The sequence below is a fragment of the Pseudoduganella sp. GW821-FHT12E03 genome, from assembly GCF_058807115.1.
In genome coordinates, this window is record NZ_JBXAQJ010000007.1 from 281,772 (window position 1) to 306,113 (window position 24,342).

The window sequence follows — 24,342 nt, forward strand, 5'->3', positions numbered from 1 at the left end:
AGCGTAAGCCTTACATTTGCCGGAAGTGGTGCAGGTAGCTGCGGCTGACCGGCAGCACTTCCTTGTGTCCCCGCAAGTGCACTTCCGCGGTTTCATTCACCCCGCGCACCACTTCCTGCACGTAATGCAGGTTGACGATGGCGGAACGGTGAACCTGTACAAAGGCATCCGGGTCGAGCTCCTCTGCCAATTCTTTGATGCCCTTGCGGATCAACGCTTCGCCGCCTTCCCACGCCACTAGCGTGTACTTGTCTTCGGCCCGCAGGAACGCCACTTCCTCCACCGGGATCAGGCGCACGCCGCTGCCGACCGAGGCCTTGATCCATTGCAGCCATTTGCGCGGCGCCGGGGCGGCGCGCCCGGCAGTCAACTGCTCCAACAGCGCGTCCAGTGCGGCATTGTTGGCAAATGGCGCGCGCAGGCGCTCCTGCAAGCGCGCGATGGTGTCCGACAGCCGTTCCGGTTCCAGCGGCTTGAGCAGGTAATCGATGGCGCCCTGTTCGAACGCCTGCACCGCGTATTGCTCGTATGCGGTGATGAAGACGATGTGCGCCCGCCGCGCCAGCGCACGCGCGGCCGCGATGCCGTCCATACCCGGCATGCGCACGTCCAGGAACACGATGTGCGGCTGATGCGCATCGAACAGCTCGAGCACTTCCATGCCGTTGCGCGCATCCGGTGTCAGCGCCAACTCCGGCCACAGGCGCGCCAGATGGCTGCGCAAGTGCTCGCGCAGCAGCGGTTCATCGTCGGCGATCAAGGCGGTGACGGGCTGGGTGTGCATTCTTTGTCCTCACAGTGAAAATGCAGCTCGACCCGCAAGCCATGCGGCGCTGCCTCATGCATTTCGATCCGCGCGCTGTTGCCGTAGCAGCCTTGCAGGCGCGCCTTGACGTTGGCCAGTCCGGTGCCGGGACCGGCCGATTCGGCCAGGCCGACACCGCTGTCCTCGACCCATAACACCACGCCGTCCTGTTCGCGCCGCCCGCCCACATCGATCCGCCCGCCCGTCGTGGCGGGATCAATGCCGTGCTTGACGGCGTTTTCCACCAGTGTCAGCAGGGTCATGGCGGGGAAGCGTAGGCGGCCCAGTTCCGGCGCCACCGCCAGCTCGAATTGCAGCCGGTCCGGCATGCGCATGCGCATCAGTTCCAGGTAGGCGCGCACCAGTTGCAATTCCGTGTCCAGGGTGGCGTCGGCGTCGGCCAGGCGCGGCATGGCGGCGCGCAAGTAGGCGATCAGGTGGCGCAGCACGGGCGCGGCCTGGGCCGAACCGGATTCCACCAGCGCCAGCACGTTGGCCAGGGTGTTGAACAGGAAATGCGGTTCGATCTGCGCCTGCAGCAGGCGCAGGCGCGCGTCGAGCAAATCGCGTTCGAGCGCCAGCCGCTCGCGCTCGGCCTGGCGCTCGCGTTCCTTGCGCTGCCAATACAGCGCCGCGCCGGTAAACCACAAACCAAACACCACGGTGATCACGGTCAGCGCGAACGCGCTGGCGGCGCCTTCCCTGGTGGTGAGATAAGCCGGTGAATGGCGATGGTGCGGGAGGGCGATCATCGCGACGGCCGCGAATGGAGCGCTTAAACCCACGGCGGCCATGCGTGCCAGCGACAATGGTATCCAGCGCGGATGCAGCGGGCCCGCCGCGCAATAGGCGGCAAGCTGGACCAGGCTGACGGGGACCACGTGGAACAAGGCTTCCACGAACGGCTGGCGGGTCAACGCCGTCAGGCCCCACACCAGCAAGACCGTGTACAGCTCGACAGCGGCAAGTTGCCGCCAGGTGGGAAGGTAGGCGCGTAGCATGCGGCAAGAATAACCGCACGGTGGCCGTCATTCAAGCATCAAAACCCGCCGTTCGTCGCACCGAACCGCCCCCGCCGCCCGCCTGCCCGGGAGGGCTGCCTATGATTTCCATACATTCATTTACTCACTTACGGAGATCGAGCATGTCCAGCGTCCTTTCACCCGGCCAGCCGGCTGTCGCCTATGCGCCGCTGCAATTGGCCAACCGCGCCCTGCATGGCGCCATCGCGCTCTGGTGCGGCGCAGCCATTGCCGGCCAGTTGCTGTTTGCACTGTATGTGGCGGTTTTTTATGGCGGTGCGCTGCTGCGGGGGACGCCCGGCGACTGGAACAAGGTACTGCCGCATGGCTATACCCCAGGTGAAACGGCAAGCAATGCCGCCCTGGGCACCCATGTGCTGTTTGCCGCTGTGATCATGGCGTGCGGTGCGCTGCAATTGCTGCCGCGCCTGCGCCTTGCCGCGCCACGCCTGCACCGCTGGACGGGCCGTGTCTACGTTACCCTGGCCGTGGTGGCCAGCCTGACCGGCCTGTACATGGTGTGGTTCCGTGGCGATGGCAGCCGTCTGGTGCAGGATATCGGCATCACGATCGCGGCGGCCTTGATCCTGCTGTGCGCCGTGATGGCGGTGCGCCATGCGCGCCAGCGCCAATTCACGGAACACCGCCGCTGGGCGCTGCGGCTGTTCCTGGTGGTGGGCGCGGTCTGGTTTTTCCGCGTGGGGCTGATGTTCTGGATTGCCGTGAACCAGGGGCCGGTGGGTTTCGATCCGAAGTCCTTTACCGGGCCGTTCCTGAATTTCCTGGCGTTTGCGCAATACCTGGCGCCGTTGGCGATATTGGAACTGACGATGCGGGTGCGGGAGCGCGGTGGCGTGGCGGCGCGCCTGACTGTGGCAGGCCTGCTGCTGGTGTTGACGGGCGCGATGGCGGTCGGTATCGGCATGGCGGCGATGGTGATGTGGCTGCCGCGCCTGTAATTCTCCGGGGCCAACTGTCGAGGTTTTTTACATAAGATGTCGAATTTATAATTTCTAATAATGCAAGTTATTGAAAAATAAGAAAACTTTCCGCTTGGCTCATATATTGCTTATCCGCATGTTTCCAAACTTCAGGGAGGTGCAGGGTCATGCGACAATCCAAACTGGTAGCCGGACTGCTTGCGGCAATGATGTGCGTCAGCGCACAGGCGGGATTTATCCAGTACGACTTTTCAGGCGTGACGTTTTCCGACGGCGGATCGCTGACTGGCTACTTCGTACAGAATACCGGCGACAAGTCCATTGCGTATTTCCAGGTGAATGTTGCGGGGGGCGGTATGCATGGGGCCCAGTTCTACCCCTCGACGATATTTAGCAATATCGATTCCTCTTCCACGCATTTCATGGGAGCGGGCCCGACGAACTTTACCGCCTTCAATAACCAGGACACGATCATTTATAACCTGGGTGTCAGCTTCCGCACGACATCCACTGCCGGGACTTACGGGGTGGAAGGCTGGAACAGCCAGTCGCCGCAGATGGAGCCGGAGTGGTTGTACGGCGCACCTGGATACCGGACCATCACCAGCGGGTTCGTGTCGGAGGGTATGCTCGATCAGAACCTGGCCGCATATCTGGAATCGGGTCAGGCGATTGAAACCGCCCATATCGTGCCAGGCTACACCCCTGAGCCGGCACGGGTTCCTGAACCGGGGGGACTCGCGCTGCTGGCGCTCGGCGCCACCGGCTTGCTGGGAGTGCGCCGCCGCCAGGCGGCGCGCGGACGTTAATCCACGAACACCACGGCAGTACGCGGCGGCACGGTGAATTGACCGGTGGCCGCGTCGTAGCGGGCTTCCTTCGCGCGGGCATCCGCCGCACCCGGCGCCGCCTGCACCGGGTGCAGTCTGTAGCGCTTGCCCTTCTCGGATTCCGCCGTCACGGATTGTTCCACCTTGTCCACGTTGATCAGGTACGTGACGGTCTTGAAGCCCGCGCCCGGATAACCTGCGCCATCGAGGCGGGCGGCGATCACGGTCGGCACCTGCTTTGATCCGGTATTGAAGAAGTGCAGGCGCTGCTTGATGTCTTGCGCGGTGCGCATGCGGAACAGCGTTGAACCGGAGCGGATCTTCAGCAAATCGCGGAAGGCGTCGCGCGCAAACGCGATGTCGGCCGGCGACGGTTTGATGGCGGGATTGGCCAGCACGGGTTTCAACAGCGCGTAATCCTTGCCATTGTCTTCCTGCGGCGGCAGGCCGGTGCCGAAGTAATTATCCTGGTAAGTCCAGTCGAGGCGGTTGAACCAGTCGCCCGATTCGAAGCTGTTACGGTCCAGCGACTTCGAGCGCAGGATGTCCTGGCCCGCGTGGAAGTAGGCCACGCCCTGGCTGAAGGCATTGATGGCGGCGCCCAGCACTTGCACGCGGGCGCGATCAAGGCTGGTGGTGACCGCTGGCAGCTTGAAGGCGTTGGCGTCGTACAGCGTCTGGTTGTCGTGGTTTTCCACGTAGTTGACCACTTCCGACGGTTCGCTGGCGTAGCCTGCCGGCTGGCCCGCGTAATCGATCGCTTGCGCTTCCACGGTGCGGTCCTGGTAGGTGGGCAGCGGATAGCTGCGCAAGGTGCCCGTCAGGCCAATCCGCACCATGTCGGCGGCGCGCAAGAGATCTTCTTTTGGACGCTGCGGCGCTTCCGCATTCGGGTCATACACCAGGCCATTGATGTAACCCTGGCGCGCAAACATGTCCTTGCCGCCGTCGCCCGCGCCGCCGCCGCGCACCGCGTCGCGGCCACGGTCGCTGAAGGTGCCGATGGCGCTGCCGTTGAGCGACAGCTGCGACGCCTGCACGAAGCGCTTGCCGTTTTCCACTTCGCCGAAATTCCAGCCTTCGCCGATCAAATGCACATTGCGGCCCGCCGCCTTGTTGACGCGCGCCTGCAGTGCTTCCATCGCGGCGCGCGGCTGGTGGCCCATCAAGTCGAAGCGGAATGAATCGATCTTGTAATGGCGCGTCCACAATTCCGTGGAATCGATCATCAGCTTGGCCATCATGCGGTTTTCCGTGGCCGTGTTGAAGCAGCAGGTCGACGCTTCGATCGCACCTTTGTCGCTGAGGCGGTGGTAATAGCCGGGCACGATGCGGTCCAGCACCGACTGCTTGTCCTGGCCGGCGCGGTAAGTGTGGTTGTACACCACGTCCATGCCGACCCGCAGGCCGGTCTTGTGCAGCGCCATCACCATCTGGCGGAATTCGACAATGCGGCGCGCGCCGTCCGCCGCATCGGACGCGTAGCTGCCTTCCGGCGCGCTGTAGTGGAACGGATCATAGCCCCAGTTGTAGCAATCGGTATAGCGGGTCTTGCCGACCAGCGCCTGCTGGCTGTCGCTGTCCGCGCCGCCGGACGGCTGCGGCATGGCGCAGCCTTTTTCCGGCACCGAACCGATGTCGTACACCGGCAGCAAATGGATGTCCGTCATGCCGGCCTGGCTCAATGCCGCCAGGTGTTTCATGCCGTTCGATTTGTGTTCGGTGAAGGCCAGGTACTTGCCGCGGTTGGCGGCGCTGACGGTGGCATCGTTGATGGAGAAATCACGCACGTGCAATTCATAGACCGTCAGGTCGGTCGGCGCCGTGACTTTCCTCGGCGGCTGGGCCTTGTCCCAGCCATTGGGTTTGAGTTTGGGCGAGTCCAGGTTGGCAATGTACGTGCGCAGCGAATCCGTGGTCAGGCTGACGGCATACGGGTCGGTGACGAGATTGCGCACCAGGCCGGTATTCGGCACGTTCACGTCGACCACATAGGTGTAGTACTTGCCGGACAGGTCGGCATGGCGGCTGGTGCTCCACACGCCGGTGGCGGCATCGAAGCGCATCGGTTCGATGGCGGACGCTTTCGCATAGCCATTGTCATAGGTGCAGACCGCCACGTTATGCGCGGTGGGCGCCCACACTTTAAAGCGGGTGGCGCCGCGCGCCGGCGTGGCGCCCAGGTCCGGGACTTTTTCCGCCGCCGCATACAGGTCGTCCAGCGCACCGGCCGCCTGGATGGTGGTGGCATCAATCACGGTGCCGTCCGGCCCCTGCTGCACCAGCACCAATTGCTGCTTGAGCAGGTCGGCGGCGTTGGCGCCGGCCGGCAGCGCGAGGACCGCGCCATCGGCCACATATTTGAAGCGTTGCGCGGTGGTGGCGTCGAGCTGGCCGCTGTGGCGCGCCAGCGCCACGGAGCCGTCCGCGCCGGATATCTTGCCACCCGCCGTGGCGTTCACGGCGCCCGCCACCGAGTAATACAGTTGATAAGTGGCGCCGGCATCGGCGCCCGGCCATTTCAGCAGCGTGCGGTCCAGCCACACGGCGCGCGCGTCATACTGGACGGCGGCGGCCTGCAGCACGGTCTGGTGCGGCGCCTCGCAGGCCGACTGGGGGATCGGCTGTTGCGCCTGCGCGCCAAAGGCGGACAGCACCAGCGCGGCGCCCAGTGTCAGTCGGGAAAAGGGCGCGGTGGCGCGCTGCGGGGATGCCGGCATCTGTGTCTCCTAGTAGTATTGCTACAAATTTTCCAGTATTCACGTGGAATTCTCGTCATATGGTAAATCAATTTGTGTAGCTTTACTACGTTTTAACGAGCGTCGTATTCTTCCCTTTGGCAATCGTACGATGAGTTGCGCGGTGCTAGTGGATGTCAGCCAGTACAAGGATTGCGTTCAGCGCGATAAATCTCTATTCAAAATAGTTGACTGTTAACCGGTTAACGGATAATGTCTGCGCATGCCAATCCAATCCTTTTCTTGCCCCGATACTGAGGCCCTTTTTACCACGGGTAAGAGTCGTCGCTTTGTCAACATTAAAGGCGTAGCTGAGCGTAAACTGGCCCAACTCGATGCGGCACCCTCGGTGAACTTTATGAAGGCTCCACCGGGCAACGATCTGAAGGAGTATGACAGTGCTTGGCATGTGCGGATCAACGATCAATGGCGGCTAACCTTTAAGTGGGGTGTGAATGGTCCCTATGATGTACTGATAGAAGACCCGCACTGAACCGGGCTTTGCCCAATTCGAAACTATGAACAGCCACGGAGGGCATCATGTTCAAAAACGGAATGCGTCCTGTCCATCCCGGCGAAATCTTGCTGGAAGACTACATCAAGCCTATGGGCGTCAGCGTGCGCGCTGTGGCTCTGGCCCTGAACGTCCCATACTCACGCCTCAGCGAGATTACCAAGGGCGAGCGAGGCGTTACGGCTGATACCGCTCTTCGTCTCGAGCGTTATTTTGGTAGTGAGGCTCAAGGCTGGCTGAACTTGCAAAGCGCGTATGAACTTCGTGTCGCCGAGATCTCGGTTGGGAAGGCAATCGCCAAAGAGATTAAACCTCTCGCGATGGCAGTTTGAGTTTTGGAAAAAAAGGAAGAGTTTCGACAAGCGCTTCGAGATAAGTGACGGAAAGGGGAAGGATGTCGAGTCGATCTCTGGCAAAGCGTTCCTGGCATGTGCCGGGATTTAATTGGCCCGAATGCATACTGAGATCGAGGAAAAAAGATGAGCCGAGCATGAATGGGCGTCGCTATGAAGGTTAGTCGTGCGACTTGGTTCATATCCGTCAGTTTTATTTCCGTCCCGTCCCGATCTGATACTTCTTCAACTTGTCATACAGCGTCTTGCGCGGCACGCCCAGGTTGTCCGCCGCCAGCGCCACGTTGTGGCCGGCGGTGGCCAGCGCCCGTTCGATCAGGGCGCGTTCGAAATCGTCGACTTGTTGCGGCAACGTGGCTGCATGGTCCCCAGCCTCCGCAGCAACAGGCGGTTCAGGCGCGGCGCTGCCGGCTGCGGCCGGGAAGGGCAACCCCGCCGTGACAAACGCCGGCGCCGCCAGCGGTGCGGACGGCACGGTTTGCACCACGCCCAGTACCAGCCGCTCCGCAAAGTTGCGCAGTTCGCGCACATTGCCGGGCCAGTCGGCCGCTTGCCAGGCCGTCATCTGTTCGGCCGACCAGTCGGGCGCCGGGCGCTGGTAGCGCAGCGCCGCTTCCCGCACGAAGTGCGCCAGCAGCAGCGGGATGTCGTCGCGCCGGTCGCGCAGGCGCGGCATGTCCAATGTCACCACGCCGATGCGGTAATACAAGTCTTCGCGGAACAAGCCCTGGCTTGACAGCGCCAGCAAGTCCGCCTTGCTGGCCGCGATGATGCGGCAGTCGAGCGGGATACCGTCGTTGCCGCCCAGGCGTTCCAGCTTGCGCTCCTGCAGCACCCGCAGCAACTTGACCTGTAGCGCCAGCGGCATGGTTTCGATTTCATCGAGGAACACCGTGCCACCCTGCGCATATTCCAGCTTGCCGATGCGGCGTTTTTGCGCGCCGGTGAAGGCGCCCGCTTCATGGCCGAAAATTTCACTTTCAAACACGGATTCCGGCAGCGCGCCGCAATTGATGGCGACGAAATTGCCCTTGCGGCCGCTGGCCGCGTGCAGCACGCGCGCCAATACTTCCTTGCCAGTGCCGGTCTGGCCGTTGATGAGGATATCGACGCCGGCCGGGCCGACATTGCGCACCAGGGTTTTCAGGCGTTCCATGACGGCTGAGCGGCCGATCAGGTCCGGCGTGTCCGGATGCAGCGCGCGGTCCGAGCGCAGGCGGCGGTTGTCCAGCACCAGATTGCGCCGCTCTTGCGCGCGCCGCACCGCATCCATCAGGCGCTCGGCGGCAAACGGTTTTTCAATGAAGTCGTAGGCGCCCGCGCGCATGGCCGCCACCGCCATCTCGACATCGCCATGGCCCGTCACCACGATGACCGGCAATTCCGCATCGAGCGCGGTCACTTGCGCCAGCACGTCGAGGCCGGACTTGCCGGGCAGGCGCACGTCGGTGACGATCACGCCGTCGTAATCGGCGCGCAGCAGCGGCTGCGCCGCTTCCGCGCTGGCCACGGCTTGCACGGTGAAGCCGCCCAGTTCCAGGGTTTGCTGTGTCGCCAGCCGCAGCGCGGCTTCGTCTTCTATCAGGATTGCTTGCATGGTCATGGTTCGTTGGCCTGCAGCGGCAGGCGCAAAATGAATTGCGCGCCGCCCTGCGGGAGATTGTGCGCCGCCAGCTGGCCATTCATGGCTTGCGCAATCGAGGAAGAAATCGCCAGCCCCAGGCCGAGACCCTGGCCGGACGGCTTGGTCGTATAAAACGGTTCGAACAGATGCGCCGCCACCTGTTCCGGGATGCCGGGGCCGGTGTCGCTGATGCGCACTTCGGCCCAGCCTTCCAGGCGTTCCAGCGCCACCGTGACGGTGCGCGGACGGGATTCGTCCATCGCGGCCACGGCGTCCAGCGCATTGCGCAAGAGGTTGATCAGCACCTGTTCAATGCGCACGGCGTCGCCCGCGACAGTAAGTTCACTGCCGCCGATGCCGCTGGTATCCAGCACCACGCCACGCCGTTTGAAATCGTTCTCCACCAACAGCGCCGACGCCTGCACCGAACGCGCCAGGTTGACCTGGGTGATCGCCTGGTCCTTGCGCGCGAAGCCTTTCAACTGGCCGATGATGGCGCCCATGCGCGCACTGGCGTCGCTGATGTGGCCCAGGTTGGCCTCGGCCTGCTCGGGGCGGCCGCGTTCGAGGAAGGTGCGGGCATTGTCGGCAAAGGCGCGGATCGCGGCCAGCGGCTGGTTCAGTTCATGCGTGATGCCGGCCGCCATTTGCCCCAGCATGGCCAGCTTGCCTGCCTGGACCAGTTCATTTTGCGTGGTGCGCAGCATGTGCTCCGTTTGCTGCAGGGTCACGTACTTGTTTTCCAGGTCGGTATTGGTTGCTTGCAGCTGCGCGGTGCGTTCGGTAATGCGCTGCTCCAGTTCATGGGCTGCCTGGCGCAAGGCCGCGCGCGATTCGCGCTGCTCTTCGAGGCGGCGGCGGCGCTGGTGCAGCGCCCACCACAAGGCGCTTGCGCAGGCCAGCAACAGCGCCATGCCGGCGGCCGACAGCAACGCGGCGCGCTGCACCCGCACTTGCGACGGGAACAGCATCAATTGCCATCCCAGCTTGCCGACCGGGCGCATGGCGTATTCCGGCAGCGCCTGGGCCAGCGGCGCGATCTGCCGCCCGGTGTATTGCTGCGTTTGCGCCAGTTCCTGCCGCGCGCCGGCATCGAGCGGGCGCAGGCTGCGGTAGCGCCAGTCCGGCTGGTTGCTGAGGAAGATCACGCCATGCCGGTCCGCCAGGGCAATCGTGTGTTCGCTGGAACGCCAGGTCTGTTCAAACTCCGCCAGGCTGATTTTCACCGCCACCACCCCGGCCACCGGGCCGCCGTCGGTGCTGTCGCGGTACACCGGCTGCGCAATGAAGTAGCCTGCTTCCGCCGTGGCCGTGCCGATGCCGTAAAACAGGCCGGGCCGTCCTTGCTGCGCTTCGCGGAAATACGGGCGGTAGGAAAAATTCTTGCCGACGAACGAAGTCGGCTGGTCCCAGTTGCTGGAACCCAGCGTCAGGCCTGAACGGTCCATCAAATAAATCGCCCCGACCTGCGACTGGCGCTGGATGGTTTGCAGGGTGCGGTTCAGGCGCGTGATCACCGCGGCGTCCGACGGGCGGGCAATGGCGTCCGCCAGGTCGGGCTGGAAACCCAGCACGAAGGGCAGGGTTTCATATTTATCCATGGCCGACTGCAGGTCGGGCGCCATCAATTCCAGCTGGCGCCGTCCCTGTTCCAGCAAATCAGCGCGCGCCCGCAATGCGCCCAGTGCATACGCGCCCGCCACCAGCAGCAGGGCGGCAAGGAGCGTCAATGAGATGAGCGATATGTGCGATAGGTGCGATTTTGTGCGCATGCGCTGATTGTACATGGGCAAAACGCGCGCCTTAGTCCACCGCCGCCATTCGCATCTCATCGTTGTGGTGGCGCTGCTGTTCTTCCATCACCAGCATGCCCAGTTCGCGCTTCAAGGCATTGAAGTCGGACGACGACGGGTCGCGCAGGCGCGGCAGCTCCACCATCATGTCGCGCTTGACCGTGCCGGGACGGTAGGTCATGACGACGATCCGGTCGGCCAGGTAAATCGCTTCCTCGATACTGTGCGTCACAAAAATGATGGTTTTTTTCAGTTCCGCCCAGATGCGCAGCAATTCATCTTGCAGGTTGCGCCGCGTCAGCGCGTCGAGCGCGCCAAACGGTTCATCCATCAGCATGATCGGCGAATCGAGCGCGAGTACGCGGGCAATCGCGACCCGCTGGCGCATGCCGCCCGACAGGTCTTTCGGATAGCGGTGGCGGAAGTCCGTCAGCGACAGCATGCGCAGCAACTGGTCCACGGTGTCGTTGATGCGCTGTGGCGCCATGCCCTTGATTTCCAGGCCGAAGGCGATGTTCTTTTCCACTGTCATCCAGGGGAACAGCGCGTACTCCTGGAACACCATGCCGCGCTCGGGACCGGGACCGGTCACCAGCTGGCCATCGGCCATGATTTCGCCGGTCGAAGGCAGCGAGAAGCCGGCGATGGCGTTGAGCAGCGTGGACTTGCCGCAGCCCGATGGCCCCAGCAGGCAGACGAACTGGCCCTGCGGGATTTCCAGGTTGATGTCTTTCAGCGCGACCACGTCGCGGCCGCCGGTCGAGAACACTTTATTCACGCCACGGACCTGAATATGGTTAAAGGAATCCATCTTGCTCATGTCAGTTCTCCAGGCCGCGGTGCCAGCGCAGCAAATGGTTGTTCAATTTGTTCATGCCGATATCGATCATCAATCCCAGCAAGCCGATGCTGATCATGCCGGCGATGATCTTGTCGGACCAGAAGTATTCACGCGCTTCGAGGATGCGGAAGCCCAGGCCATTGTTCACGGCGATCATTTCCGACACGATCACCACGATGAAGGCGGTGCCAATGCCGATCCGCACGCCGGACAGGATATAGGGCACGGCGGCCGGCAGCATCACCCGCACGAACATGGCGCGCTGGCCGACGCCGAGGTTGCGCGCGGCCCGGATATAAATGCCGTCCACCTGGCGCACACCGGCAATGGTGTTCATCAGCACCGGGAAGAAGGCGCCGATGGCAATCAGGAACACGGCCGGGGCGTTACCGAGGCCGAACCACAGGATCGACAGCGGGATATACGCGATCGGCGGAATCGGGCGCAGCACTTGCAGCAGCGGGTTGAACCATGCATAGGCGCGCTTGCTGGCGCCCATCACGAGGCCGAACGGCAGCGCCAGGCCGGCGCCGATGGCAAAGCCCAGCAGCACGCGGTACATGCTGCCCAGCGTGTCGGCCCACAGTTCGCCGGACACGGCCCACATCAGCCACGAGCTTTGCGTGGCGTCGTACGCTTGCAGCGGCAATGCGTATTCGATCCACTTTTGCACCACCGCCAGGGGCGACGGCAGCACTTGCGGATTGACCAGTCCCAGCGTGGCGGCAGCCTGCCACAGCGCGATGATGACCACCGGCGCCACGGTGCCGGTGGCGACACCTTTCCAATCTTTGATCATGATCCCGTCTCCTTATTTGATGCCGAGGCTTTTCTTGGCTTCGTCCAGCAAGTCCAGCTTGACCCAGTCTTTCGCGGTGGGCGGCAGGCGCATCTTGCCTGTGCCATAGCGGGCCATGACGTCGGTGGTGATCTGGATGTGCTGCGCCGTGACGTCATACGTGTAAGGCGAGTTGGCGATCGCATCCTGGAAATCGTCGGACGTGATCTGGTTCTTGAACAGGGTCTCGCGCACGTATTTTTCCGCGGTCGGTTTGCTGTCGATGAAGGTCTTGGTGGCCAGCACGAAGCAATTCATGAAACGGGCCGCCACGGCGCGGCGGTCCTTATAAAACTTTTCGCTCATGACCATGGTGCGCACCGGTTCGCCGATCGGCGTGTCGTACGGTTTCATGACTTCCACGCCATAGCCCTTGTTGATGGCTTGCGACGATTGCGGTTCGCTTTGCATGATGGCGTCGAGGTTCTTGCCCATCAGCGCCTGGTTCAAGTCCGCAAACGCGAGGAACACCAGTTGCACGTCCTTGCCCGGCTGGTCGGAGGCGGACAGGCCGGCCTGCGCCAGTTCCGCGATCAGCAAGACTTCATGGATGCCGCCGCGCGTGACGCCGACTTTTTTCCCTTTCAAATCCTTGATGGATTTGATGTTGCTGTCGGGACGCGCGACCAGGCGTGCGCCGCCCTTGGCGAATCCGGCCACCACGTAGATCGGGGCGCCGTTGGCGCGGCCCTGGATCGCCGCTTCCGACGCGGTGGCGCCGACGTCGAGCTCGCCGGCCAGGATCGCTTGCATCACGTCCGGGCCCTTGGCGAAGATGTGTTCTTCGACCTTGATGCCGCACTTGGGGGCGATTTCCTTGATATAGGAGACGGCGCCGTAATGCGCGAACTTCAGGTTGCCGAGGCGGACCACGTCTTCCGCGCTGGCGGAGGTGGCGGTGGCGGCGAGGGCGGCCGCGAGGAGGGAAAGACGAATGCGTGACATGCTGGTCTCCTTTTGTGGTTGGTATAACCAGCCTTAGAGCAGCAAGTGTGCCAGCGCAGTGTGGAATGTTAAGTCTTTGATTTATAAAGACCCGCACCGGGAGGGACGGTGCGGGCAGGGCGGAAAACCAGAATCAGGCGTGCGGTTTTCCGCCGAGGGCGCGGTTTACCCGAGCTTTTCCGTCCGGTAGTTATCGACCATCTTGTACTTGGTCGCGTAATACCCGAACACCAGCGCCGTCAGCAGCGCGAAGCCGGCAAAGAAGAACATCTGGAACGTGATCAGGCCAAAGCCGCTGCTGGCGATATGGCCCAGCACCACGTCGTTCTTCACGCTGGAGTTGACGATCAACACCCACAGGTTGCCAACCGTGGTGGTCAAGATCCAGAAGCTCATGATGGAGCCCTTCATCGACGCCGGCGCCTGGCTGTACGCGAATTCCAGGCCGGTGGCCGAGACCAGCACTTCACCCATGGTCAGCAGCGCGTAGGGCAGCAATTGCCACAGGATCGACATCGGCGTGCCGCCATCCATTTGCAGCTGCACCCAGCCGATCACGATCCAGGCGGCGCCACTGAACACCATGCCGGCTGTCATGCGGCGCAGCGGCGACGGTTCGATGCCGATCTTGCGCAGCATCGGGTACAGCACGACGTTGTTCAGCGGGATCAGCAGCATCACGAGGATCGGATTGACCGCCTGCATTTGTGCCGGCAGCAGCTGGAATTCAAAGCCGAACACGGACAGCATCGGGCTGACCATCTCTTTTGCCTGCAAGACCCAGGTCGATGCCTTCTGGTCGAACAGCGACCAGAATGGCGTCACCAGCGCAAACACGATCAGGATGCGCAATACCGCGCGCACGCCTTCCACCGCGACATCCGGATGCAGGCCGCGCGCCCGTTCCAGCTGCATGCCGGTGCCGATGCCGCCAAACGCCAGCAGCAGCACCAGGGCCAGGCAGGCGGAAATCACGAAGCCCCACGATGGCGCCATGCACAGCGAACCGACCGCGCCGATCACGCCGATCACGGCCACCACCAGGCCGGGACGGCCCTGGCCAGGCTTGTGCGCCAGCAGCGCGGTGCGCGCCACGCGGGTAAACGAATCCGGATTTGGCGCGGCCGGCGGCACGTGCACATAGCGGTTTTTACCGGCCCAGAAAATCACGGCGGCAATCGCCATCAACAGGCCGGGAATGCCGAAGGCCACGGCCGGACCGTAATTCTTCAGGAACAGCGGCATCAAGAGGGATGCGAAGAACGAGCCGAAATTGATCGACCAGTAAAACGCGTCATACACCACCTTGGCGCGCTTCTTGTTGGTCTTGTCAAACTGGTCGCCGACAAAGGCCGACACCAGCGGCTTGATGCCGCCCGCGCCGAGCGCGATCAGGAACAGGCCGAAATAAAAGCCATTCAGGTTGTCTTCAAAGATGGCAAGGCAGGCGTGGCCGGCCACATAAATCAGACTCATCCAGAAGATCGTGTTGTACTTGCCATAGAAGCGGTCGGCCAGCCAGCCGCCCAGCAACGGGAAGAAATACACGCCGATCACGAACGTGTGGAACACGTGCTTGGCTTCGCTGGCGCGGTCGGCCAGCGGCAGGAACAGTAATAAAGTGCTGACCAGGAACGGGGTCAGGATGTTGCGCATCCCGTAAAAACTGAACCGTTCGCATGCCTCGTTGGCGATGATGAACGGGATTTGGCGGGGCAGCGGTCCGTTGCCGGACTCTTGATCCATAGCGGGCGCTGTTTGTACAGCAGGGTTGGCCATATAACCTCCATATTTCAACTGACCGCGATGCTATGCCGGATGGGTTGCCGTTGGCAACCGGTATATGCAAGTTGCAGGAACGCTACGGTTTGTGGCTTTTGTGTAGTTTGACTACTAGTCGGAGAGCGGTGCTTTACTTGTTTTGTTATGTAACTCGTTGAAAACAAAAGATATAGATGTAATTAAGTGAATTCAAACCGATTTGAATAAACTAAATTATTGATGTATATTCTCTACAAACCCCAACTCTATGGACGACCCATGACCAAACAACTGTCCCCGAACTGGTGGCGCGAAGCGATCATCTACCAGGTTTACCCGCGCAGCTTCAACGATACCAATGGCGATGGCGTGGGGGATATCCCCGGCATTACCGCCAAGCTCGACTACATCGCGCAACTGGGCGTGGACATTGTCTGGATTTCGCCGTTCTTCAAGTCGCCGATGAAAGACTTCGGCTATGACATTGCCGATTACTGCGACGTCGACCCGCTGTTCGGCACCCTGGCGGACTTCGACGCGATGATCGCCAAGGCGCACAGCCTGGGCTTGAAAATCATGATCGACCAGGTGATGTCGCATACCTCCGACCAGTGCGCGTGGTTCGAGGAAAGCCGCAAGAGCCGCGACAACCCGAAAGCCGACTGGTATGTCTGGGCCGACCCGGCGCCGGACGGCAACCCGCCGAACAACTGGATGTCGGTGTTTGGCGGTTCGTCGTGGCAGTGGGATACGCGCCGCCGCCAGTATTACCTGCATAACTTCCTGGTCAGCCAGCCGGACTTGAACTTCCACAACCCGGAAGTGCAGCAGGCGCACCTCGATTGCCTGCGCTTCTGGCTCGAGCGCGGCGTCGATGGCGTGCGCATGGATGCGTGCAATTTCCATTTCCACGACCAGGAACTGCGCAGCAACCCGCCGGCGCTGGTGCGCGACACGGCCACCGTGTCGGACGTCAATCCGTACGGCATGCAGGCGCACATCTACGACAAGACCCGCCCGGAAAACGTGGCGTTCCTGAAGCGCATCCGCCAGCTGCTCGATGAATATGGCGCCGTCGCCATTGGCGAAGTCGGCGCCGACGATTCGCTGGCCGTGATGGCCGAATACACGGAAGGCGGCGACAAGCTGCACATGGCCTACAGCTTCAATTTGCTGACGCCGCAATGCTCGGCAAAACACATCCGCACCCAGGTCGAACAATTCGGCGCCCGCGTCAAGGATGGCTGGGCGTCGTGGTCGGTCGGCAACCATGACGCCGTGCGCGTCATGACGCGCTGGGGCGGCGGTCAGCCGAACCCGGAATTCGCCAAGCTGGTGCTGGCCATGCAGTTGTCGCTGAAAGGCACGCCATGCCTGTATCAGGGCGATGAACTGGCGTTTACCGAAAGCGACGTGCCGTTCGAGCTGCTGCAAGACCCGTATGGCATCACGTTCTGGCCGGAATTCAAGGGCCGCGACGGCTGCCGCACGCCGATCGCGTGGGACGCCGCCACCAATGGCGGTTTCACGGAAGGCAAGCCATGGCTGCCGGTCGATGAAAAACATATTGCGCGCGCCGCGTCGGTGCAGGAACGCGACCCGCAATCGCCACTGGCGTTTGCCCGTCACTTCATCGCCTGGCGCCGCACCATGCCGCAACTGACGCGCGGCGACATCACGTTCTTCGACGCGCCGGAACCGGTGCTGGCGCTGCGCCGCGACGCGGACGGCGAGCGTAGCGTGCTGGCGGTGTTCAACCTGGGGCGCGATGCGGTAACCTTGCCGCTGCCGCAGGCGGCGGGGGCGCAAACGATCACCGAACCGGGCTTGCCGGGGGCGGTGGCGGCGGACGGTACGGTGAGTTTGCCGGCCTACGGCGCCTGGTTCGGCTACGTGCAATAAGTGCGTAGGGCGGTTCGCTTGCGAGCCGCCATGCCAGCGTTGCCGCCAGCGCTGGCAACACCGGGCTGCATGCATGGCGGCTTCCACTGGCGTGGAAACCGCCCTACGCCAGGTAGGTCGCGTGATGATTTGCGAGGGGCGTGGGGCTTCATGCCGCACCCCTATGTTGTCCGCCGTATAAATCGGGTATCCTTGCCGGCTTCAAGGGCATTCCCGGCATGAGAACTAATCGAGACGATGAAACAAGCTGAAGCTGACCAAAAAACAAGCCGCACCGCGTTTGCCGACGGTCCGCGCCTGCTGGCCGATATCGGGGCCACCCATGCGCGTTTTGCTCTCCAGACGGGGCCATCCGAGTTCCGCGCCGTACGCGTCCTGAAGTGCGACGATTTCACCGGGATCGTGCCGCTGCTGCGCACTTACCTGGCCGACCACCAGGGCATCACCCTGAACCACGCGGCGCTGGCGGTGGCCAACCCGGTCAGCGGCGACTACGTCCGCATGACCAACCGCGACTGGGAATTCTCCACCGACGAAGTGCGCCGTATCCTTGGCTTGCATACGCTGCTGGTGGTCAATGACTTTACCGCGCTGGCGATGTCCCTGCCGGGCCTCAAACCTGCTGACCTGATGCAGGTGGGCAGCGGCAAGCCGGCCAGCAATTCCGTGATCGGCGTGCTGGGACCGGGTACCGGCCTTGGCGTGTCGGGCGTGATCCCGACCGTGGACGGCTTCGTCACGCTGGGTTCTGAAGGTGGTCACACCAACTTCGCGCCGGCCGACGAGCGTGAAATCGCGATCCTGCAATATGCCTGGCAAACCTGGCCGCACGTCTCGACCGAGCGTTTGATTTCCGGCCCCGGCATGGAAATCATCTACAAGGCGCTGGCCAAGCGCAACGGCCGCAACGTGCGCGACTTGAATGCGCAGGAAATCATGTCCGGCGCGCTGACCGACAAAGACCCGCTGTGCATGGAAGTGCTGGAATGCTTCTGCGCCATGCTGGGCGGCGCCAGCGCCAACCTGGCCGTGACCTTGGGCGCGTTTGGCGGCATCTTTATCGGCGGCGGTATCGTGCCGCGCATGGGCGAATGGTTCGCCCAATCCCCATTCCGCGCGCGCTTCGAAGCCAAGGGCCGTTTCACCAGCTACCTGGCGGAAATCCCGACCTATGTCATCACCACGCCGAACCCGGCGTTCTATGGCGTGGCGACGATCTTGTCCGAGCACCTGCGTGGCCGCAGCGGCGCCAATACCCTGATGGAGCGCGTGCAGCATTTGCAGCATGAATTGACGCCGGCCGAGCAGCGCGTCGCGCACCTGGTGATCGAGCAGCCGCGCCTGGTGCTGAACGAACCGATTGCCGACATCGCGCGCCTGGCCGACGTGTCGCAGCCGACCGTGATCCGCTTCTGCCGCTCGATGGGTTTTTCCGGCCTGGCCGACTTCAAACTCAAATTCGCCAGCAGCCTGACCGGCGCGATTCCCGTGCGCCACAGCCAGGTGCGGGTGTCCGACAGCACGCACGACCTGAGCGCGAAAGTCATCGACAACACCGTGTCGGCGATCTTGAAATTCCGCGACCAGCTCGACGTGCGCTCGCTGGACAAGGCAATTGCCCTGGTGGCGAAAGCCAAGCGCATCGAGTTTTACGCGATGGGCAATTCACGCGTGGTGGCGCTGGACGGCCAGCACAAATTCTTCCGCTTCCGCATCCCGACCGCAGCCTACGGCGATTCGCACCTGTTCACCCTGGCGGCCGAGTTGCTGAAACCGGGCGACGTGGTGATTGCGATTTCCAATTCCGGCAAGTTGCCGGAATTGCTGGAGGCCGTGGACGCGGCCCGCGCCGCAGGCGCGGACGTGATCGCCATTACCACCAGCCAGTCCGCCTTGGCCAAGAAAGCCACCGTGTGCCTGGCGGTCGATCATAGCGAAGACAGTTCGACCTTCCTGTCGATGATTTCCCGCATCCTGCAATTGCTGCTGATCGACATCCTGTCGGTGGGGATTTCGCTCGACGAGCAAAATGCGTCGCTGGTGCTGGAGCACAAGGCGGGGGATGTGCAGGATAGCCGGCGCTTGCTGATTTCGCACCTGGATTTGTAAAGGGAATAGACGCTGTGACGGCTGATTTGCATCCTGACTTCCCCGTGGTGTCGGGGGACTATCTTATGACGACCGGTTGGCGTGTCTCATTGCCCGAAGAGTTCAATCGCCGTATCGAAGACGGAAGCCTGGTGCTTTGGAGACCCGAGCTGACGTTCTGGATTAATGTGTGGAATAACGATAATCAGCTTACCGTTGATCAACAACTTAACGCGATACTGAACAGTGCAAGCGATAATCGGAGCGACGAGCAAATTGATCGGGGCGGCGTTATCACCCGCCTCACCTATGAGCTAACTGAAATTGATCCAGAGCGCGCCAATGCGGAATATCGTTCTATTTCAGGCTATGTCATTTCAAGTCGTGGATATGCGCAGATCTCTGCCTATTATGATTCGCCCAGTGCCCGCACGCTAGGCTACAAGATCATACATTCGGTTCTCGCGCTGTCCTGACATGACACACGAGTCGGCCGTGCCGGCAGCGAAGTAGTCGATCATGTTATGAAGGGGCGGCCCACTCCTTAATGCTAGTTTGGTTGACGTCCTGCTGCGCAAAGCACCTTAATAGCCCTCATCCAATGACCATCAATTCCCTCACTGCATTGCGCCAGCTATATTCCGAACCCAAGGACCGTGCAGTCAAGAAGCAGATCCCGCATCTGGACGTCCACTGCAAGCGGTTCATTGCGCTGTCGCCCTTTCTGATCCTTGCCACGTCTGATAACGAGCACAACATGGACGCTTCTCCCCGCGGAGGGGAGCCGGGATTCGTCAAGGTCAGTGACTGCGGCGCCTTGCTCATTCCAGACTCGCCGGGCAACAATCGGCTCGATTCCTTCGAAAACATCGTCTCCACTCGGAAAGTCGGACTGCTGTTCATGATCCCAGGCGTTGACGAAACGCTGCGGGTCAATGGATCGGCCATCCTTTCCATGACTGCGGAAGACATTGCCGCTTGCACCACCGAGCGGCGCGCGCCGAAGCTCGTGGTTCGGGTATCGGTGGAGGCTGCTTACCTTCATTGTGCCAAGGCATTCATGCGTTCCAGGCTGTGGGAGCCTGATTCCTTCGTCGACCGCTCGGCGCTTCCCTCCGCTTCGGAAATGATCAGCGATCAGACCGGCATTGACGCTCCCGCAGAAACGCGGGAGGCGATGGCCATGCGCTATGCACCTGACCTCTGAGTGGCCTGAGCCTTCCATCAAGCGGGCGTTAAGCGTGAATTCGATCCTCATTCGTCAAGTCGAGAAGTTCCCTGAGCCCGACTTTGCACGGCTGAGCCGGGTGGTCTTCGCAGACGTCCAGCGGCCATCGGACGAGCTTGCGTCTATCCTTGCCGAGGAAGCCTCCGCCAGCGCCGCCGGTGGCCTGGCCCACCCGCCGATGTATCGCCTTGGCGCTTACCTGGGAGAAGAATTGATAGGATGGTCGTGCGGCTGGATGGAGCGGGGTAACGTCTTCTACATGGCCAATAGCGGCGTGGTGCCGTCTCATCGGCGCAAGGGCATCTATTCATTGCTGCTGGCAGCCATGCGGGACCACGCCAGCGCCAATGGCGCGGTGGCCATGCGGTCACAGCACTCGGTACTGAACAACCCTGTCATCATCGCCAAGCTGCAAGCGGGCTTTCACGTTTCCGGGTTGTCCCAGTCCGCGCAAATGGGGACACTGGTTGAGTTGACCTTGCATTTCTCCGAGAAGCGCCATGGACTGTTCCGTACCCGCTCGCTGCCGTATGTAATTCCTGATACCTGAAATTTAACGATGACCAAGCTTCGCGAAATACCTGAGGTCCGCCAATTTCCCGGCGAACCACACCGCCGGTGGTTTACTTCGCCGACACTGGATCTATTCGTCTGGTGTGGCGAGTCCGGCATCCCCGTGGGATTTCAATTCACGTATGACAAAGGCCGCAGGGAACGGGCACTGACCTGGAAACCGGAACGCGGCTTTGTTCACGATGAAGTCGATGATGGGGAGAGTTTTTCAAAATCGAAATATAAGGCGGCGCCGGTGCTGCATGCCGACGGGAAGCCTGACATTGAGAAGATACTTCAGCTGCTGTTGACCTATGGGACAAGCATTCCGTCGGATATCGTTTCGTTCCTGGCCACCAAGATTCGCGAGTACGAATAAGATCGCGGCGACGTCGGACTCTTCACACAGGCGGGCGCTGCTTAAATTCTCGTCATGCTACGTTCCTCTTTTTCACAAGCGAGAGGTGCATGATGACTACGCAAGCTGAAATCATGAGTCTGGAACGCAAGTTCTGGCAATCCATGGTGGACATGGATGTCGATACCGCTGTGTCTCTTCTGGATGAGCAATCCAGCGCTGCCGGCGCGCACGGTATTCATTACTTCAAGCCGGAGGAATACCGCGAGATGGCGCAATCGGACACTGCGCGCATTACGTCATTTGAATTCTTCGACGAGCGGGTCATTTTTCCTGTCCCGGAAGTGGCGATCGCTTCCTACAAGGCAAAGCAATCGTTCACCATGGATGGCAAGCGCCATGAAATGGTCGTGTATGACACCACCACCTGGGTCAAGAAGGATGGCCGGTGGGTAGCTTCCGCCCATACCGAGACGCCTGAACAGAACGATCCGTCCGGCGTCGCCCATTAACGTTATTAATCCGCTTTCGGCCGCCCCTGGCGCACGATCAGATCCAGCAGCTTCTGCGCGCCCTGCAGCACGGGCGCGGTCTGCTTGCCGGTGGCAATTGCTTCAAACGCGCCCTGACCCACATACAGGCCATCGGACACCAGCGCCGTCAGCCGCACGTCGCCCAGGGTGGGCGGCGCCTGGCGGCGGCGGGTGCCGACCGGCTGCTGTTTCACCATGCCCTGCGCGGTTTCCACGATTTCCTTGGCTTGAGCGGCGATTTCCGCCGGGTGGCTTTCATACACGCTGATCGAACCCATGTGGTTGATGTAGCGCACCGTGCCGTCGGCATAGGCGGCCAGCACGTCGAGGCCCTGTTCCAGTGGCACTTCGATCACCACGCCCAGGGTTTCTTTCGGCGGCACCGGCTGCGCGTTTTCATGCAGCCAGTTATACGCCAGCATGCGTACGCGGCTTTCTTCGTCGCGGTCGTCCGCAATGGCGCGCACCACGGTTGGTTCCGTGCCATCGGCAAACAACGAGCGGGTGGCGTCATCGGTGGTCTTGAACAGTGCCGCGTCGTCGCAGAACAGCAAGTTGTAGACCAGGTTCAGGTCTTCGCGCGCATAGGGCGCGATGGGGGCGGGCGTCCACCCGCTGGGCGCGGCGGCGCTTGCCGGACCATTCTGGGCAGGCGTGGGCGCGCCACTATCGGCGGCAGCCGGCGTGGACTTGAAACCCAGCAGGGCGAGCAATTTCTTGAACATCGGTTATCAAAGCATGCGTGGAATCATCACCATGATACGGCAAGCTGAAGAAAGTGAAAAAAAGTCCTTGAAACAGGAATGAAATAGTTTAAGATATATCTTACTTCGATATATCTTATGGAGACTTTCCATGTTCCACTTGTTCAAAGGACACCGCCATTTCCATCCCCACATGCACGGCCATGGCTTTTTCGGCCATCACCGCGGCGGAGGCGGGCGCGGTCCGAAAATGTTTGATTCCGGCGCCATGCGCTACGTCGTCCTGCAATTGATTTCGGAAAAGCCCCGCCATGGCTATGAAATCATCAAGGAGCTGGAAACCCGCACCGGCGGCAGCTATACGCCCAGCCCGGGTGCGATCTATCCGCTGATGGCCATGCTGTATGACATGGGGCACGTCTCGATTTCCCATGAAGGCGCGAAAAAGCTGCACACGATCACACCGGAAGGGCAAGCCTTCCTCGATGACAACCGGCAAATGGTCGATGCCGTGCTGGCGCGGCTGTCGGAGCCGGCCGAGGGGGGCGGGGATTTGCGCACCTTGATGCATGCGCTGAAGGAAGCCGTCATCGGCCGCGCACGCGATGGCTCCGTCACGGAAACACGGCTCGAGGCGATCCGCGCTATCCTGCGCAAAGCCGCCGCCGATATCAATGCACTCGATTAAAGGAGGTCCATGTCTACCACTGAACTCACTCCCGCGCGCGAGCGCATCATCCTGTGGCTGCTGGCGCTGATCCAGTTCACCGTCATCATGGACTTCATGGTCATGATGCCGCTGGCGCCGCAAATGATGGCGGCGTTCCAGATTGGCCCCGCCAAGGTGTCGGGCGCCGTGTCGATCTATTCGTGGTGCGCCGGTGCTTCCGGCTTGCTGGCCATGGCGTACATTGACCGCTTTGACCGCAAGCGCCTGATGCTGGTGATGTTCGCGCTGTTTTCGCTGTCCAACCTGGCGTGCGCCATGGCGCCGAACTTCCACGTGCTGGTGCTGTCCCGCGCGTTTGCCGGGCTGAGCGGTGGCGTGCTGGGCGCGATCGGCATGGCTATCATCAGCGACCTGGTGCCGCCGAACCGCCGCGGCGCCGCGACGGGCATCGTGATGACGTCCTTCAGCCTGGCCGCCGTGGCAGGGGTGCCGGCCGGCGTCATGCTGTCGGCGCATTTCGGCTGGGCTACCGCGTTTTATTTGCTGGTGCTGTTTTCCGTGCCGATCTGGTTCGTGGCGGCCAGCGTGCTGCCTTCGCTGACCGGCCATTTGAAGGCCGTGCCGACGCCACTGTCGCAAGTATTGCCGGAACTGGTGGGCATGTTCCGTGTGCCGGCGCATTTGAAGGCGTTTGCGCTGTCGGGCGTGAACATGGTGTCGGGCATGTTGATCATCCCATTCATCTCGCCGGTGCTGGTGGCGAACTATGGCGTCAAGCCGGCCGAGGTCACGTGGGTCTACCTGGCCGGTGGCCTGGCGACCCTGGTGTCGGCCCGTGTGATCGGCGCCTGGTCGGACCGCGCCGGCAAACACCACGTGTACCGCTGCCTGGCCGGCTTCGCCGTCGTGCCGATGCTGATGCTGACGCACTTGCCGCACTGGCCGCTGTGGGGACTGGTGCTGCTGTTCCCGCTGTTCATGATGGTGGTGTCGGGGCGCGGCATACCGTTGCAGGCGCTACTGACCACCGTGCCGCATCCGTCGCGCCGTGGCGCCTTCCTCAGTGCGAATGCGGCGCTGATGCAGATCGGCACCGGTTGCGGCGCCATGCTGGGGGGATTGATGCTGTCGACCGACGCGGCGGGCCGTATCGAAGGGTATGGCACGATCGGGTGGGTGGCGGCGGGGTTGTCGGTGGTGACGTTGCTGTGGGTGGGGAGGGTACAGGGCATGCCGGCCGCGCAGCCAGCTAAAGGAGTTGCCTGAGTCCCGTAGGGCGGCAGTGACAATGCCGCCCTACGG

The 24,342-nt window shown here is 62.0% G+C and carries 23 protein-coding genes; 13 read left to right on the forward strand and 10 right to left on the reverse strand.

Annotated elements, in window-relative coordinates:
- Window positions 1-10: 10 nt before the first annotated feature.
- Entirely contained in the window at window positions 11-784 is a 774-nt protein-coding gene (locus tag AC1RRC_RS19340) for a LytR/AlgR family response regulator transcription factor (protein ID WP_493057152.1), read from the reverse strand.
- The gene (locus AC1RRC_RS19345) at window positions 757-1,806 is read right to left on the reverse strand and encodes a sensor histidine kinase (protein WP_493057153.1); all 1,050 of its coding nucleotides are present in this window, start codon (window positions 1,804-1,806) and stop codon (window positions 757-759) included. The genes AC1RRC_RS19340 and AC1RRC_RS19345 overlap by 28 nt, the downstream gene beginning before the upstream one ends.
- 143 nt (window positions 1,807-1,949) lie before the next feature.
- Here AC1RRC_RS19345 and AC1RRC_RS19350 point away from each other — a divergent pair, with 143 nt between their 5' ends.
- Both AC1RRC_RS19350 and AC1RRC_RS19355 read left to right on the forward strand, forming a co-directional pair.
- Window positions 1,950-2,786: a DUF2306 domain-containing protein gene (locus AC1RRC_RS19350; RefSeq protein ID WP_493057154.1), complete on the forward strand. Its 837-nt coding sequence runs from the start codon at window positions 1,950-1,952 to the stop codon at window positions 2,784-2,786.
- A 149-nt stretch (window positions 2,787-2,935) separates the two neighbouring features.
- Window positions 2,936-3,577: a PEP-CTERM sorting domain-containing protein gene (locus AC1RRC_RS19355; protein WP_493057155.1), complete on the forward strand. Its 642-nt coding sequence runs from the start codon at window positions 2,936-2,938 to the stop codon at window positions 3,575-3,577.
- On the opposite strand, the gene AC1RRC_RS19360 is transcribed toward AC1RRC_RS19355, so the two are convergent.
- On the reverse strand, window positions 3,574-6,318 hold the full coding sequence (locus tag AC1RRC_RS19360) for an alpha-1,6-glucosidase domain-containing protein (protein ID WP_493057156.1): 2,745 nt from the start codon (window positions 6,316-6,318) through the stop codon (window positions 3,574-3,576). The genes AC1RRC_RS19355 and AC1RRC_RS19360 overlap by 4 nt on opposite strands.
- Before the next feature lie 241 nt (window positions 6,319-6,559).
- On the opposite strand from AC1RRC_RS19360, the gene AC1RRC_RS19365 reads away from it, so the two are divergent.
- Complete coding sequence (locus AC1RRC_RS19365) at window positions 6,560-6,829, forward strand: type II toxin-antitoxin system RelE/ParE family toxin (RefSeq protein ID WP_493057157.1); 270 nt, start codon at window positions 6,560-6,562, stop codon at window positions 6,827-6,829.
- 47 nt (window positions 6,830-6,876) lie between these two features.
- Window positions 6,877-7,182 (forward strand): HigA family addiction module antitoxin, encoded by a 306-nt coding sequence (locus AC1RRC_RS19370; RefSeq protein ID WP_493057158.1) that lies wholly within the window; start codon window positions 6,877-6,879, stop codon window positions 7,180-7,182.
- 214 nt (window positions 7,183-7,396) lie between these two features.
- On the opposite strand, the gene AC1RRC_RS19375 is transcribed toward AC1RRC_RS19370, so the two are convergent.
- The 6 genes from AC1RRC_RS19375 to AC1RRC_RS19400 all read right to left on the reverse strand — a co-directional run bounded on the left by AC1RRC_RS19375 (window position 7,397) and on the right by AC1RRC_RS19400 (window position 14,990).
- Complete coding sequence (locus AC1RRC_RS19375) at window positions 7,397-8,806, reverse strand: sigma-54-dependent transcriptional regulator (protein ID WP_493057159.1); 1,410 nt, start codon at window positions 8,804-8,806, stop codon at window positions 7,397-7,399.
- A complete protein-coding gene (locus AC1RRC_RS19380) occupies window positions 8,803-10,557 on the reverse strand; it encodes a sensor histidine kinase (RefSeq protein WP_493057160.1) in 1,755 nt (584 codons plus the stop codon). The genes AC1RRC_RS19375 and AC1RRC_RS19380 overlap by 4 nt, the downstream gene beginning before the upstream one ends.
- Window positions 10,558-10,630: 73 nt before the next feature.
- Entirely contained in the window at window positions 10,631-11,440 is an 810-nt protein-coding gene (locus AC1RRC_RS19385) for an ABC transporter ATP-binding protein (protein WP_493057161.1), read from the reverse strand.
- Window position 11,441: 1 nt separating this feature from the next.
- Entirely contained in the window at window positions 11,442-12,260 is an 819-nt protein-coding gene (locus AC1RRC_RS19390; RefSeq protein ID WP_493057162.1) for an ABC transporter permease, read from the reverse strand.
- A gap of 12 nt (window positions 12,261-12,272) precedes the next feature.
- Complete coding sequence (locus AC1RRC_RS19395) at window positions 12,273-13,244, reverse strand: ABC transporter substrate-binding protein (protein ID WP_493057163.1); 972 nt, start codon at window positions 13,242-13,244, stop codon at window positions 12,273-12,275.
- Window positions 13,245-13,409: 165 nt separating this feature from the next.
- A complete protein-coding gene (locus AC1RRC_RS19400) occupies window positions 13,410-14,990 on the reverse strand; it encodes a POT-type proton-dependent oligopeptide transporter (protein WP_493057164.1) in 1,581 nt (526 codons plus the stop codon).
- A 294-nt stretch (window positions 14,991-15,284) separates the two neighbouring features.
- Here AC1RRC_RS19400 and AC1RRC_RS19405 point away from each other — a divergent pair, with 294 nt between their 5' ends.
- The 7 genes from AC1RRC_RS19405 to AC1RRC_RS19435 all read left to right on the forward strand — a co-directional run bounded on the left by AC1RRC_RS19405 (window position 15,285) and on the right by AC1RRC_RS19435 (window position 21,645).
- On the forward strand, window positions 15,285-16,907 hold the full coding sequence (locus tag AC1RRC_RS19405) for an alpha-amylase family glycosyl hydrolase (RefSeq protein WP_493057165.1): 1,623 nt from the start codon (window positions 15,285-15,287) through the stop codon (window positions 16,905-16,907).
- Window positions 16,908-17,144: 237 nt separating this feature from the next.
- On the forward strand, window positions 17,145-19,016 hold the full coding sequence (locus AC1RRC_RS19410) for a glucokinase (protein WP_493057166.1): 1,872 nt from the start codon (window positions 17,145-17,147) through the stop codon (window positions 19,014-19,016).
- 14 nt (window positions 19,017-19,030) lie between these two features.
- A complete protein-coding gene (locus AC1RRC_RS19415; RefSeq protein ID WP_493057167.1) occupies window positions 19,031-19,471 on the forward strand; it encodes a hypothetical protein in 441 nt (146 codons plus the stop codon).
- 125 nt (window positions 19,472-19,596) lie between these two features.
- The gene (locus tag AC1RRC_RS19420; protein WP_493057168.1) at window positions 19,597-20,202 is read left to right on the forward strand and encodes an MSMEG_1061 family FMN-dependent PPOX-type flavoprotein; all 606 of its coding nucleotides are present in this window, start codon (window positions 19,597-19,599) and stop codon (window positions 20,200-20,202) included.
- On the forward strand, window positions 20,186-20,773 hold the full coding sequence (locus AC1RRC_RS19425; protein ID WP_493057169.1) for a GNAT family N-acetyltransferase: 588 nt from the start codon (window positions 20,186-20,188) through the stop codon (window positions 20,771-20,773). The genes AC1RRC_RS19420 and AC1RRC_RS19425 overlap by 17 nt, the downstream gene beginning before the upstream one ends.
- Before the next feature lie 9 nt (window positions 20,774-20,782).
- Window positions 20,783-21,154 carry a hypothetical protein gene (locus tag AC1RRC_RS19430; RefSeq protein ID WP_493057170.1) on the forward strand — a complete coding sequence of 124 codons (372 nt, stop codon included), beginning with the start codon at window positions 20,783-20,785 and terminating at the stop codon, window positions 21,152-21,154.
- Between the two features lie 89 nt (window positions 21,155-21,243).
- The gene (locus AC1RRC_RS19435; protein WP_493057171.1) at window positions 21,244-21,645 is read left to right on the forward strand and encodes a nuclear transport factor 2 family protein; all 402 of its coding nucleotides are present in this window, start codon (window positions 21,244-21,246) and stop codon (window positions 21,643-21,645) included.
- Between the two features lie 5 nt (window positions 21,646-21,650).
- Here the strand turns inward: AC1RRC_RS19435 and AC1RRC_RS19440 are convergent, their stop codons facing one another.
- Window positions 21,651-22,391, reverse strand: a complete 741-nt coding sequence (locus AC1RRC_RS19440; RefSeq protein WP_493057172.1) for a hypothetical protein — start codon at window positions 22,389-22,391, stop codon at window positions 21,651-21,653.
- Between the two features lie 130 nt (window positions 22,392-22,521).
- On the opposite strand from AC1RRC_RS19440, the gene AC1RRC_RS19445 reads away from it, so the two are divergent.
- A complete protein-coding gene (locus tag AC1RRC_RS19445) occupies window positions 22,522-23,058 on the forward strand; it encodes a PadR family transcriptional regulator (RefSeq protein WP_493057173.1) in 537 nt (178 codons plus the stop codon).
- A 9-nt stretch (window positions 23,059-23,067) separates the two neighbouring features.
- Window positions 23,068-24,306: an MFS transporter gene (locus tag AC1RRC_RS19450; protein WP_493057174.1), complete on the forward strand. Its 1,239-nt coding sequence runs from the start codon at window positions 23,068-23,070 to the stop codon at window positions 24,304-24,306.
- Window positions 24,307-24,342: the final 36 nt, after the last annotated feature.